The sequence below is a fragment of the Brevundimonas sp. CEF1 genome, from assembly GCF_051353055.1.
GTDB lineage: Bacteria > Pseudomonadota > Alphaproteobacteria > Caulobacterales > Caulobacteraceae > Brevundimonas.
In genome coordinates, this window is sequence record NZ_CP195593.1 from 2,688,316 (window position 1) to 2,700,572 (window position 12,257).

Here is a 12,257-nt window from a genome sequence, read left to right on the forward strand (position 1 = left end):
GACTGTTCGTCGGGCCGGCGCGCCCGTCCGTCTCAGGCCGGCGTCCAGGCGTTCAGGGCGCGCTCCAGAACCGTCAGCGGCACCCCGCCCAGGTTCAGGCCGGTGTCGTGGAAGCCCTTGATGTCGAAGCGGTCGCCCAGGCGACGCTTGGCGTCTTCACGCAGGCGCACCCAGGTCGTGTGGCCGACCTTGTAGCTGGAGGCTTGGCCGGGCCAGACGCAGTAGCGCTCGACCTCGGTGGCGATGCTGGATTCCTGGTCGCCCAGGGTGTCGACCATATAGCGGATGCCCTGCTCGCGGCTCCAGCGCTTGTGGTGCAGACCCGAGTCGACCACCAGACGCGCGGCACGGAACATCAGCGACTGCAGATAGCCGATCTGACCGAAGGGATCGTTCTCATAGGCCCCGATCTCGTCGGCCAGCTGTTCCGAATACAGACCCCAGCCCTCGGAATAGGCCGAGAAGCCCATGACCTTCATCAGCAGCGGGGTGTCCGGCTGCTCCTGCTGCAGGGCGATCTGGAAGTGATGGCCCGGCACCGCCTCGTGATAGGTCAGGGTCGGCAGGGTCCACTTGGGCCATTCCGCCGTGTCGCGCAGGTTGATGTAGTAGGCGCCCGGACGCGAGCCATCCAGGGCCGGCGACTGATAGTAGCCGCCCGGCGCCCCGGCCTCGATGGCCTTGGGCACGCGGCGGATGTCGCAGGGCGACTTGGGCAGGCGGCCGAAATATTCCGGCATGCGCGCCTGCATGGCGACCATCTGGACGTTCAGCTCCTTGATCAGCTCGTCCTTGGCCTCGTCCGTGTTCGGATAGACGAAGCGCGGGTCCTTGCCGAGAGCGGCGATGCGGGCGCCGACCGTGCCTTGCGTCAACCCTTGCGCCTTCAACAGGGCGTCGGCGCGACTGGAGATATCGGCCACCTGCTCCAGACCCATCTGATGCACCTCGTCCGGCGTCATCGAGGAGGTGGTGTAGTACTGCAGGCCGAAGCGGTAATAGGCCTCGCCGTCCGGCAGGCGCCAGACGCCGCCGTCATGGGTGGCGCCGGGACGCACGGCCTTCAGGGCGTCGGCCTGACGCTGGATGGCCGGATAGACCTCACTGGTCAGGATGGCCTCGGCCTTGGCGGCCCAGTCGCCGGGCAGGTTCTTCTCGGCCGCGCGGCGCGCCAGGGAGGTGGCCATGACCGAGTCGGCTGCGGCCGTGCCGGTGATGGCGCCCATCTGGGTCAGGGTGCGGTCGATGACGAAGTCCGGCGGCACGGCCCCGGCCGAGAACTCGACCTGCATGCGCGCCCGCTCGTCGTCCAGACCCTTGGCGAAGTCCGACAGGCGCGGCAGATAGGCCTCGGCGTCGTCCGCCGCCTCGATGCGGTGCTGGCTGTCGAGGAAGTCGGGGATCTGCTGATAGGCGCCGCCCAGCTGGCTGACGGTGTAGGGCGAGGGCGAGAAGCCGCCGCCGTAGGGGAAGCTATCCCCCATCATCAGGGTGTCGCCGAAGAACTCCAGCGAGTCGTAATAGGTCTGCTCGGTGGTCGTCAGCTGGCGCTTGTCGATGGCCTTCACCGCCGACATGGCCTCCTTGAACTTGACCTTGTCGGCGTCGATCTTGGCCTGCGAGCGGTCGCTCAGCTTGAAGCGGGCGTCCGCCATCGGCCCCCGGTCCATGCCCAGCATGGTCAGGGTCTCGGGATCGGACAGGATCATCTCCTGGGCGATCTTGTCCAGCAGGGCCAGGAACTGGGCCGAAGCGGGGCCCGTGGCCGGCGCCCCCGACGCTTGAGCCAGAGCGCGGGCGGCGCCCGAGGTCGCGAACGCGCCTCCCAGGGCGGCGGTCATCAACAGGCGGCGACGGTCCATCATCGGGCTTCCTCCCAAAAGCGATGGGAGGGGACACTAGCGAAGCCTTGCCGCCCCGCAAGCGGTCACTGTCACGGCGCGGATGAAGTTTCGTCCATGCTGCGCCGCCGCACGAAAATCAGCCGGGCTGGACGTGGGCCTTAAGGCAGTCGCGCACGGCCTTCTTCAGATCGCCCGGCGCATTGGGTTCGTCCACGCCCTCGGCCGCCAGCACCGCCTTCATCGCCGCATCCAGCCCCTTGGGCAGGGCCGCGATCACCTTCTTCTGCCCCTTCTCATGCAGGCAGAACCCCACCTCGCTGCACAGGGCGGCGAACATGGCGTCGAAGTCGATGGGTGCGTCGGTCGCCGGGGTCGTCATGGGATCAGTCTCGAAAGCCAGTGGAGAGTATTGAGCACGAACTGCTGATCGTCGTGCCCGGTGGTGTTCAGTCCGAACCGCATGGGTTCGCGGTTCTGGTCTGCCGCAAAGCGCACGATCTGCGCGGTCAGCATGCCCGCCTCGCCTAGCACCACCACCCGACCGGCGCCATGCTCAAACGCCAGCCCCTGCGCCGGCAGGGCCGGGCGCGACAGGGCGGCGAGGGCGTCCGCACCCCCCGGTCCATCCAGCGCCTGACGGATTTGTTGCAGCGAGGCTTGATCCGCCGCCTCACGATCCTCGGGCTTCATGGCCATGAGCACCGTCGCCCCGGGCGGTCCTGTCAGCGACTGACCGGTGAAGGTGCGAACATGGTCGATGCGTTCGGCAGGGCTGCGCCCCACGATAATCGGATGCGCGCCCAAGGCGCCGTCGGCGCGCAGGAAATCCAGGTTGGCGGTCAGCCCGCCCGGTGTCAGGCGAAAGGCATAGCCCTTGCCCATCCCCACGCCGAACCGCGCCGCCAGGGCCTCAGCCGCCGAGCCGTGCGGGGCGTGATCCGCCGCCAGCAACAGAGCGCCGCCGGCCTCGACCCAGCGGACCACGGCCTCGAGCTCCGCCTCGTCAAAGGCGCTGATCCGTCCCGAGCCGTCGCGCGGGGTGGCGGCGTTGGAAATGACCAGAACCCCCACCCCGTCCAAGGCGCCGGGCGCATCCAGCCGACCGGCGCCGGCGTCCACCCGATAGCCGTCTGCACGCGACAGCGCCGCGAACCCAGCATAGCGGCCCGTGATGGTCTGGACGCTGCCGTGACCTTCATCGACACGGATCAGGGGGCCGTCGGCGGCATAGGCCGGGGCGACGACCTGGGGCCGCCAGTCCAGATCGCCCGACTGCTCCTGCGCCCATGCAGGAGAGGCCGTCAGCACCGCGAACATCCCCGCCAGAACCGCACACCCACGCCGCATCCGGGTCATCTCCGAGAGGGCCGGAAGGGCTAGGCCTTCAGGCGGGTCGCATGGAAGGCGACGTGGTCGTCCACGAAGCTGGCCATGAAGAAGTAGGAGTGATCATAGCCCGGCTGCATCCGCAGGGTCAGCCCCTGCCCTGCCTTTTTGGCCGCCGCGACCAGCAGTTCCGGCTTCAGCTGATCGATCAGGAAGCTGTCGGCGTCGCCCTGATCCACCAGGATGTCGTCGAACACGCCCGCCGCCGCGCCGCCCTCGATCAGCAGGGCCGCGTCGTGCCTCGCCCACGCGGCGCGATCCTCGCCCAGATAGGCTTTGAAGGCCTTCTTGCCCCAGGGACAGCGTGTCGGCGACGAGATCGGCGCGAAGGCCGAGACGGACTTGAACAGCTCAGGGTGGCGCAGGGCCAGCGTCAGCGCCCCGTGGCCGCCCATGGAGTGACCGAAGATCGAGCGCGTCTTCGTCGTCGGAAACGCGCCGTCGATCAGGGCGATCAGTTCGTCGGCGACATAGGTTTCCATGCGGAAATGCGGCGCCCAGGGCGCTTCGGTCGCATCGACGTAGAAGCCCGCGCCCTGGCCCAGATCATAGGCGGGATCGTCGGCCACGCCTTCACCGCGCGGGCTGGTGTCGGGCGCGACAATGATGACGCCATGCACGGCGGCGGCCTTGTAGGCCCCGGCCTTGGTGGTGAAGTTGTCCTCGGTGCAGGTCAGGCCCGACAGCCAGATCAGGACCGGGAAAGGGCCTTCGCCAGCGGGGACGAAGACCGACAGGGTCATGGGCGTGCCCGTCGTGGCGCTGTCATGCTTCAGATAGCGCAGGGTCCCGCCGTGGACGGCATGGGTCTTGGTCGTTTCCATCACTCGAACTCCAGTCAGTCGGGCCAGACGCGGGCCATGAAGGCGTCGTCCAGCCTGCCGCCGTCCTTGGCGAAATGCGCATACCAGTCGCGCGGGATCGGCGGGCTGGCCCCGGCGGGCGGCGCGCCGCCGCCCCAGGCCTCAAAGCCGACGCCGACCAGGATCGGGCCTTGGCGCACGGCGGGGGCCGGCACGGCCTCGACCGCCTTGACCACCGCCGCGATGGTGTCGGGCTTAAGCGCCGGTTCGCCGGTCACGACCCAGGCCTTGGCCCGCCCGCCCGGCTTGACCATCAGCAGCAGCATGCCCGAGGCGCCGGGCTGGACCGGGGCGGCGCGCACCGCCCCCTCGGCCGCCCGCGTCGCCGCATTGACATAGGGCGACAGGGCCGAGACCTCGACCCGCGCCTTCATGACCGGATCGGGCAGGTAGAGGACCACGTCCTGGCCGACCCAGGCCTCGGCGGGCGCTTCGGCTCCCGGCGCCACCTCGGCGCCCCGGTCGCAGGCCGCCAATCCGAGCGAGAGGCTGAACGCCAGCCCCGCCGTCATCGCCGCTTTCGCCCTCATCTCGTCTCCACCTTCAAACCTGGGCCCTGCTTTATCCCTTGCGGACCCAGGCAGATAGGCCCGCCGTCAGCCTTCGGGCGTCACCACGCGGGTCGCCTGGCCGTTCTCGTCCTTGAAGGTGATGCGCGCGCCGCCATCGGCCGCCACGCTCAGCACCAGACGCCCCCGACCCGCGCCGTCGCGCAGCACCAACTCCGACGCCCCTGACCCCTGGCGCCCCAGGAAGGCGCGCGGCTGGCCGTCCATATTGGCCGCCAGCATCGCCGCCTGCTGCTGTTCCGGGGTCAGGCCGGACAGCCGGGTCAGGACGTCATAGTCGATCGACTCCTCGGGCCGGTCGTTGACGAAGACGCCGGAGACCCGACGCGCGCCCTGCTGGAAGCCCATGATCTGGACCGTCTGATCCTGCTCGTAACCGTCGAAGGTCAGGCTGCCGCCCGACGACTTGACGCCGTCGGCGTTCTTGCCGCCGAACACCAGGCCGCCGACCTCGGTGCCTTCCTCGTTCATGAACAGCATCCCCGCTGAATCTCGCCCCGGATGCGGAACCTCGCGCCCGCGATAGGGAATTTCGGGGAAGGATGTCTGGTTCGAGATCACCATCCGCAGCGTGCCGTCCGGCTCGCGCACATTGATGCGCTGGACGTCGATCTCGGTGAAGCGGGCCGGGCCGACGCCCGACACCGCCCCCGAGACCATCACCCCCACGAAGACGGCTGTCAGCACGCCCGAATAGGCGATCAGAGCCTTTTGCGCGTCGAACTTCATGATGATCCTCCCCTTGATCGTGGGTTGGTAAAGGATCACGCCGACGCCGCCCCGTGGTCAGTTGTCGCAAGCTCGGCTTTTACGACGGCCGGTGAACGGCGCAGATCTTGTTGCCCGACGGATCGCGCAGATAGGCCAGGTGCATGACGCCGAAGGGGGTGTCGCGCGGACCCGCCGGGTCCTCGATCACCGTGCCGCCCGCCGCCGCGCCGGCCTCGGCGAAGGCGACGACCGCCTCGGGGCTGGCGGCTGCGAAACCGATGGTGCCGCCGTTGGCGTGACAGGCCGCCTCGCCGTCGCGCGGCGTGACCACGCCCAGCATGCCGCGCGGCGTCATGTACCAGACGCCGGGCCGGGGCTGATCGCTGAACGTGCCGGGCTGATGGCCCAGGGCGCCGAGCACCGCATCATAGAATTTGTGCGACGCCTGGACGTCGTTGGCGCCGACGGTGACGTGGGTGAACATGGTCTTCCTCCCGATAATGCGCCCGACCGGTTCGCCGGGCGCCGCAAGCTAGGCCACAAAAGTTTCTTTTGGCAACGGACTATCGCAGCCCCCAAGCCTCTTCGTAAAAGCGATCATCCATCACCCAGTCGCCCGCGTCTCCTGACAAGGCATTCCAAGCTTCTGGCGTCGGCATCGGCAGACCAGCCGGAGGCGTCCCGCCTCCCCAGGCGGAGAACAGCAGACCAAACACAACAGGTCCTCCCACAACCTCGGGAGGAGGCGCCTCGGCAAGCGCCTTCTCGATAGCCGCCTGCATCTCCGGTTCCATCGGCGCGCCGGTCGCCAGCCATACACGCGCCTGTCGGCCAGGCTTGACCATCACGACGACAGCCCCGCTAACGCCTTCCTGCGCTGGCAGCTCCATAAAGGCGTTGGACGCCCGCGCCCGTAAATCCTTTATGTAATCGCCGAGAACGGCCGTCGGAACTCGCTGTTCGATAACAGGCGTCGGCAGATAGAGCGTAATGCTATGCATCGTCCAAGCTGGCGTTGGAGCAGGCGTCTGGCGCAGTTCGCTGTCCCGCGGCGCGGGATTTGACGGCCCGCACGCCGTCGTGAGCAGCACCAACCCCAGCAAGGACAAACGCATCAGAAGACGATCACCGAGCGGATGCTCTTGCCCTCATGCATCAGATCGAACGCCTCATTGATGCGCTCCAGCGGCAGAGTGTGCGTGATCATCGGGTCGATCTCAATCTTGCCGTCCATGTACCAGTCGACGATCTTCGGCGTGTCGGTGCGGCCGCGCGCGCCGCCGAAGGCCGAGCCCTTCCAGACGCGGCCGGTGACCAGCTGGAACGGACGGGTGGCGATCTCCTTGCCCGCCTCGGCCACGCCGATGACGATGCTCTCGCCCCAGCCGCGGTGGCAGGCTTCCAGCGCCTGACGCATGACCACGGTGTTGCCGGTGCAGTCGAAGGTGTAGTCGGCGCCGCCGCCGGTCAGCTCGACCAGATGGGCCACCACGTCGGGCGTGTCCTTGGGATTGACGAAGTGGGTCATGCCGAAGCGACGGCCCCATTCTTCCTTGTCGCCGTTGATGTCGACGCCGACGATCATGTCGGCCCCGACCAGCTTCAGCCCCTGGATGACGTTCAGGCCGATGCCGCCCAGACCGAAGACCACGGCGTTGGCGCCCGGCTCGACCTTGGCCGTGTTGACCACCGCGCCCACGCCCGTCGTCACGCCGCAGCCGATATAGCAGGCCTTGTCGAAGGGGGCGTCCTTGCGGATCTTGGCCAGGGCGATCTCGGGCAGGACCGTGTAGTTCGAGAAGGTCGAGCAGCCCATGTAGTGGGCGATGGCCTGACCCTTGTAGGAAAAGCGCGAGGTGCCGTCGGGCATCAGGCCCTTGCCCTGCGTGCCCCGGATCGAGGTGCACAGGTTGGTCTTGCGGCTCAGGCACGACTTACACTGGCGGCATTCCGGCGTGTACAGCGGGATGACGTGGTCGCCGACGGCCAAGCTCGTCACGCCCGGCCCGACCTCGACCACCACGCCCGCGCCTTCGTGGCCGAGAATGCTCGGGAATATGCCCTCGGAGTCCAGACCGTCCAGCGTATAGGCGTCAGTGTGGCAGACGCCCGTCGCCTTGATCTCGATCAGCACCTCGCCCGCGCGCGGGCCTTCCAGATCGACCTCGACGATCTCGAGCGGACGTTTGGCTTCGAACGCAACGGCGGCGCGGGTTTTCATGATGTGGGTCCTTCGGACGTCCCTATCGCTCGCGACGCGGTCGCTCGCTGCTTCAGGGACATGAGGTGACTGAATTGGCGTCTGTTCTACGCCCATCGCGGCGGGGCGGATATGGCGACAACCGCAAAACATTATTGTCGCGCTGCAACAATCATGATCGAACGTCCCGATGAGCCGCTGGGACGGGATCGACGAATTCACCGCTGTCGCCGAACAGGCCAGCTTCTCGGCCGCCGCCCGGCGCTTAAGCCTGTCGACCTCGGCGGTCAGCCGCGAGATCGCCCGGCTGGAGGACCGGCTGCAGACCCGCCTCCTGCACCGCACCACCCGCCGGGTCGAGCTGACCGACGCAGGCCGCGACTTCCTGGCCCGCTGCCGCCGCCTGATCGACGAACGCGACGAGGCCCTGGCCGCCGTCCAGCCCGACGATCAGGCCCCGCGCGGCCTGCTGCGCATGACCTGTTCGGTCTCCTACGGCGAACGCTTCATCGCCCCCGCCGTCAACGCCTTTGCGCGCCAGAACCCGGAACTGCGGATCGAGCTGGATTTGGACAATCGTCTCAGGGACCTGGTCGGCGACGGCTATGATCTGGCGGTGCGGTTCGGCCATCTGACCGACTCGCGGCTGATGGCGCGGCGTCTGGCCTCAAGGCGGCTGATCCTGTGCGCCAGCCCCGACTATCTGGCGCGTCGCGGCGCCCCGCGCGACCTGTCCGAGATCGCCAGCCACGACGGCCTGATCGGCTCGGCCGAGCACTGGCGCTTCACCGAGGCCGGGCGCGAGGTGACCTTGCGCCCCTCGGGCCGCTGGCGCTGCAACTCCGGCGCGGCGGTGCTGGACGCGGCGCTGCAGGGGCTGGGCCTGTGCCAACTGCCCGACTTCTACGTGGCCGAGGCGCTGGCGTCGGGCGCGTTAGTCTCCCTGCTCGATGACCAACGCCCGCCCGACGAAGGCGTCTGGGCCGTCCACCCCCACCCCCGCCACGTCCCGCCCAAGGTCCGCGCCATGATCGACTGGCTGCACGACAGCCTCGCCCAAAGGAGCCCCGCATGAACCTCGTCGTCCTGACCGGCGCCGGCGTCTCGGCCGAGAGCGGCGTGCCGACCTTCCGTGCCTCGGACGGGTTGTGGGAGGGGCATCACATCGAGGAGGTGGCGACGCCCGAAGGCTTCGCGGCCAATCCGGCCCTGGTGCAGGACTTCTACAACCAGCGGCGGCGGCATCTGGCGCGCGTGCAGCCCAACGCCGCGCACCGGGCCCTGGCCGATCTGGCGGCGCGTTGGCGGGGCGACTTCCTGCTGGTGACACAGAACGTCGACGACCTGCACGACCGGGCGCACGTCGAGACGCCGCCCGCCCCCGGCTTCGAGCTGATCCACATGCACGGCGAGCTGAACAAGGCACGCTGCACCGCGTCGGGCGCGGTCTGCGACTGGACCGGCGATCTGGAGGCCGCGCACGCCTCGCCGCATCATCCGCAGGGGATATTGCGTCCGCACATCGTCTGGTTCGGCGAGATGCCGCTGGCGATGGAGCGGATCGAGGCGGCGTTGGAAGCCTGCGACCTGTTCGTTTCCATCGGCACCTCGGGCGCGGTCTATCCGGCGGCGGGCTTCGTGCAACTGGCGCGCATGGCCGGGGCGCGGACGGTGGAGATCAATCTGGAGCCGACGCAGGGGCGCCACCTGTTCGACGAGGGCGTCTATGGCCCCGCGACCGAGGTCGTGCCCACCTTCTTCGACGGGCTCTAGCCTCGCGGCCCGAACAGAATAATCCCCGCCCCGATCAGGCAGACCGCCCCGCCGATCAGGTCCCAACGGTCCGGCGTCGTCTTCTCGACCAGCGCCATCCAGACCAGCGAGGCGCAGATATAGACTCCGCCATAGGCCGCGAACGCCCGCCCCGCCGTCTCGGTCGGAACCAGGGTCAGCAGCCAGGCGAAGGCGATCAGGCTGAGCACTCCGGGAACCAGCCAGACCGGCGACCGATCCAGCTTCAGCCAAGCCCAGAAGGCGAAGCAGCCGCCAATTTCAGCGATGGCGGCGAGGGGGTAGATGAGGGCGAGTTTCATACTTCCAACTCCGTCATTCCGGGGCGGCGCAGCCGAACCCGGAACCCAGACCGTTCAACATGTGCGGGAACGTCAGGACAAGGCGCGGACACCTCCGCCGCCTGGGTCCCGGGTTCGCTTCGCGCCCCGGGATAACGGCATGATAGGTCAGCCATACCAATCCGCCGCCAGGTCCTCCCAGACCGGGTTGGCGGCTTCAATCAGCGTCAGCTTCCACGCACGCCGCCATTTCTTGATCTGCTTCTCGCGCGCGATGGCTTCGGTCATGCCGAGATGCGGTTCGAACCAGACCAACCCTTTGCAGCAGTAGTCATCGGTAAAGCCCTTGAACGTTCCAAGCTTATGCCGCCAGACGCGGGCGTGAAGGTCGCTGGTGACGCCGGTGTAGAGCGTGCCGTTGCGGCGGCTGGCCATGATATAGGCGGCGATGATCGCGTCTTGATTTCGCAACTGCCCTCCCCTGCCGTCATTCCGGGGCGCGCAGCGAACCCGGAACCCAGGCCATTCAGCACGCGGGGAAGCGCCTGGACAAGGCGCGAGCAGTTCAACCGCCTGGGTCCCCGGGTTCGGCTGCGCCGCCCCGAGGATGACGGCAGGGGATTAGCCGCCCTTCTTCGCGTCTTCCGCCGCGCGCTTCTCGGCCAGCTTGGCCAGCACCCGGCCGCGGCCCTTGGCCAGGGCGTGGATGGCGCCGCGCATGGTGGCGACCTCCTGTTCGGTGAAGGCGGCGCGGCCCAGCATGACGCGCAGGTTCTGGCTCATGGACGGCTTCTTCTCGGGCGGGTGGAAGAAGCCGCCGGCGTCCAGCTCGGCCTCGAAGTGTTCGTACATGCCGACCAGCAGTTCGTTCGACGCGGGCGGCTCGCCTTCACGGAAGCGTGGCGGCGGGGCGTCGAGGATCAGGGTGCGCCACTCATAGGCGTTGATGGCCACGGCCTGGGCCAGGTTCAGCGAGTGGTGCTTCGGGTCGATCGGGATGGTGGTGATGCCGGCGCACAGGGCGATGTCGGTCGTCTCAAGACCCGCACGCTCTCCGCCGAACAACAGGCCGGTCTTCAGGCCCGACGCCGTGTCGTCATAGAGGATGCGGGCGCTCTCACGCGGGGTGCGCACCGGCTGGCGCGTCTCGCGCGGGCGGGCGGTGGTGGCGAAGACGGTGTTCAGGTCGTGGATCGCCTCAGCCACGCTGTCGAAGACCTTGACCCCGTCCAGCACCCAGTCGGCGCCCGAGGCCGTGGCCCAGGCGCGCTCTTGCGGCCAGCCGTCGCGCGGCGTGACCAGACGCAGTTCCGACAGGCCGAAGTTCGCCATGACGCGAGCGACCGCGCCGATGTTCTCGGCCATCTGGGACTTGTCGAGGATGACGACGGGGGGCGTGAGTTCAGTCATGGGGCGGTCTGTAACCCTTCTCCCCTTGCGGGAGAAGGTGGCGGCCGCAGGCCGACGGATGAGGGGTCGCGTCACCGCCGACCGCCTCATCCCTTTCGAGCGTTCAGAAACCCCTCATCCGAGCCCTTCGGGCCCACCTTCTCCCGCAAGGGGAGAAGGAAGAAGATTCAGTCCTCGCCGATCATCGAGGTCCAGGGATCGACCGTGCCGGCCTCGACCTCGGCCACCTTGACGGCGGGCCAGCCGATGGCGGCCGAGCCGCTCTCGCGCCAGCTGAGGATGATCAGGTCGCGCAGTTCCGAGGCGCCGGCCGCCAGACGCTCGGTGACGAAGGCCGCGCCGCGCGGGTCGGCGTCGCGGAACCCGCCCGCCTTTTCCAGACGATAGAAGGGAATGACCGTGCCCAGGGTCGTCTTCAGATAGCCGGCGGTGCGGGCGCGCAGGTCCAGACCCGACACCTGCGGCTGGCTCATCGCCGCCTCGACCGTATCCAGACGGGCGACGCGCGAGGTGAACTCGCCCTCGAAGATGCCGTGGGTGCGGCGCGAGTTGGTGAAGCCCTCGGGGTTGGGATAGTCGCCCCAGCCGTTGAAATGGATCGAGGTGTGGTGCGGCTGCGAGCCGTCGCCGACATAGTGGGCCAGGACGCCGATGTCGCGCAGGATCAGGGCCTCGCGGCGCTCGCGGTCAGCGCGGTACCAGGCCTTCTTGCCGGGGTCCGTCTCGCGGCCCTCGGCGGCGGTCAGGACGCGCCAGTAGGCGAAGTCGCGGCCCAGGTTCTGATAGGCGTCCATCAGGGCGTAGGGCAGATAGCCGACCTCGTCGATCTTGATGCCCGCCTGGACCAGGGCCGTATCGAAGTCCGACTTCAGACGCGGCAGGGCGTCGATATGCGGGCCGTTGGCCGTCATCGCATGGCCGTTGTCGTCGAAGTCGATGAAGTGGGCCGTGTCGCGTTCGCGGTCGTGCGGCTGGCCGCCGCCCTTCCAGCGATCCGGCTCGCGCGCCAGTTCGCCCACATCAGCAATGGCGCCCGGCGTGCGCAGGAAGGCCGGCAGGTCGTCGCTGAGACCGCGCATGGCCGCGACGCCGATCAGACGGTGGCCGGTATTGCCCCAGGCGTCCACATGAACGGCGGGGGCCGCGACCAGCATCAGGGCGGCGGCGGAGATCATCAGGCGTTTGACTTGACGCTTCATCGG

At 68.4% G+C, this 12,257-nt stretch carries 15 protein-coding genes; 2 read left to right on the forward strand and 13 right to left on the reverse strand.

The window, feature by feature from the left end; translation table 11 throughout:
• Positions 1 to 32: 32 nt before the first annotated feature.
• The 9 genes from ACR9FL_RS13605 to ACR9FL_RS13645 all read right to left on the reverse strand — a co-directional run bounded on the left by ACR9FL_RS13605 (position 33) and on the right by ACR9FL_RS13645 (position 7,594).
• A complete protein-coding gene (locus ACR9FL_RS13605) occupies positions 33 to 1,865 on the reverse strand; it encodes a DUF885 domain-containing protein (protein WP_436355955.1) in 1,833 nt (610 codons plus the stop codon).
• 115 nt (positions 1,866 to 1,980) lie between these two features.
• Positions 1,981 to 2,223: a hypothetical protein gene (locus ACR9FL_RS13610; RefSeq protein WP_436355956.1), complete on the reverse strand. Its 243-nt coding sequence runs from the start codon at positions 2,221 to 2,223 to the stop codon at positions 1,981 to 1,983.
• Positions 2,220 to 3,191, reverse strand: a complete 972-nt coding sequence (locus ACR9FL_RS13615; protein ID WP_436355957.1) for a DUF4350 domain-containing protein — start codon at positions 3,189 to 3,191, stop codon at positions 2,220 to 2,222. Before ACR9FL_RS13615 ends, ACR9FL_RS13610 begins: the two co-directional genes overlap by 4 nt.
• 29 nt (positions 3,192 to 3,220) lie before the next feature.
• Positions 3,221 to 4,054, reverse strand: coding sequence for an S-formylglutathione hydrolase (gene fghA / locus ACR9FL_RS13620; protein ID WP_436355958.1), 834 nt, complete (start codon positions 4,052 to 4,054; stop codon positions 3,221 to 3,223).
• 14 nt (positions 4,055 to 4,068) lie between these two features.
• Positions 4,069 to 4,623: a hypothetical protein gene (locus tag ACR9FL_RS13625; RefSeq protein ID WP_436355959.1), complete on the reverse strand. Its 555-nt coding sequence runs from the start codon at positions 4,621 to 4,623 to the stop codon at positions 4,069 to 4,071.
• A gap of 66 nt (positions 4,624 to 4,689) precedes the next feature.
• Positions 4,690 to 5,391 (reverse strand): hypothetical protein, encoded by a 702-nt coding sequence (locus tag ACR9FL_RS13630; protein WP_436355960.1) that lies wholly within the window; start codon positions 5,389 to 5,391, stop codon positions 4,690 to 4,692.
• A 79-nt stretch (positions 5,392 to 5,470) separates the two neighbouring features.
• Positions 5,471 to 5,857, reverse strand: coding sequence for a VOC family protein (locus ACR9FL_RS13635; protein WP_436355961.1), 387 nt, complete (start codon positions 5,855 to 5,857; stop codon positions 5,471 to 5,473).
• Positions 5,858 to 5,936: 79 nt separating this feature from the next.
• On the reverse strand, positions 5,937 to 6,488 hold the full coding sequence (locus tag ACR9FL_RS13640) for a hypothetical protein (protein ID WP_436355962.1): 552 nt from the start codon (positions 6,486 to 6,488) through the stop codon (positions 5,937 to 5,939).
• Entirely contained in the window at positions 6,488 to 7,594 is a 1,107-nt protein-coding gene (locus ACR9FL_RS13645) for an S-(hydroxymethyl)glutathione dehydrogenase/class III alcohol dehydrogenase (RefSeq protein ID WP_296176709.1), read from the reverse strand. Before ACR9FL_RS13645 ends, ACR9FL_RS13640 begins: the two co-directional genes overlap by 1 nt.
• A 169-nt stretch (positions 7,595 to 7,763) precedes the next feature.
• Here ACR9FL_RS13645 and ACR9FL_RS13650 point away from each other — a divergent pair, with 169 nt between their 5' ends.
• Entirely contained in the window at positions 7,764 to 8,648 is an 885-nt protein-coding gene (locus tag ACR9FL_RS13650; protein WP_436355963.1) for a LysR family transcriptional regulator, read from the forward strand.
• The gene (locus ACR9FL_RS13655) at positions 8,645 to 9,346 is read left to right on the forward strand and encodes an NAD-dependent deacylase (protein WP_436355964.1); all 702 of its coding nucleotides are present in this window, start codon (positions 8,645 to 8,647) and stop codon (positions 9,344 to 9,346) included. The genes ACR9FL_RS13650 and ACR9FL_RS13655 overlap by 4 nt, the downstream gene beginning before the upstream one ends.
• On the opposite strand, the gene ACR9FL_RS13660 is transcribed toward ACR9FL_RS13655, so the two are convergent.
• The 4 genes from ACR9FL_RS13660 to ACR9FL_RS13675 form a co-directional block, all read right to left on the reverse strand.
• On the reverse strand, positions 9,343 to 9,666 hold the full coding sequence (locus ACR9FL_RS13660) for a YnfA family protein (RefSeq protein WP_296177465.1): 324 nt from the start codon (positions 9,664 to 9,666) through the stop codon (positions 9,343 to 9,345). The genes ACR9FL_RS13655 and ACR9FL_RS13660 overlap by 4 nt on opposite strands.
• Before the next feature lie 147 nt (positions 9,667 to 9,813).
• Entirely contained in the window at positions 9,814 to 10,116 is a 303-nt protein-coding gene (locus ACR9FL_RS13665) for a GIY-YIG nuclease family protein (RefSeq protein ID WP_436355965.1), read from the reverse strand.
• A gap of 150 nt (positions 10,117 to 10,266) precedes the next feature.
• Positions 10,267 to 11,055: an RNA methyltransferase gene (locus ACR9FL_RS13670; RefSeq protein WP_436355966.1), complete on the reverse strand. Its 789-nt coding sequence runs from the start codon at positions 11,053 to 11,055 to the stop codon at positions 10,267 to 10,269.
• A gap of 167 nt (positions 11,056 to 11,222) precedes the next feature.
• Complete coding sequence (locus ACR9FL_RS13675; protein ID WP_436355967.1) at positions 11,223 to 12,254, reverse strand: S1/P1 Nuclease; 1,032 nt, start codon at positions 12,252 to 12,254, stop codon at positions 11,223 to 11,225.
• Positions 12,255 to 12,257 lie beyond the last annotated feature (3 nt).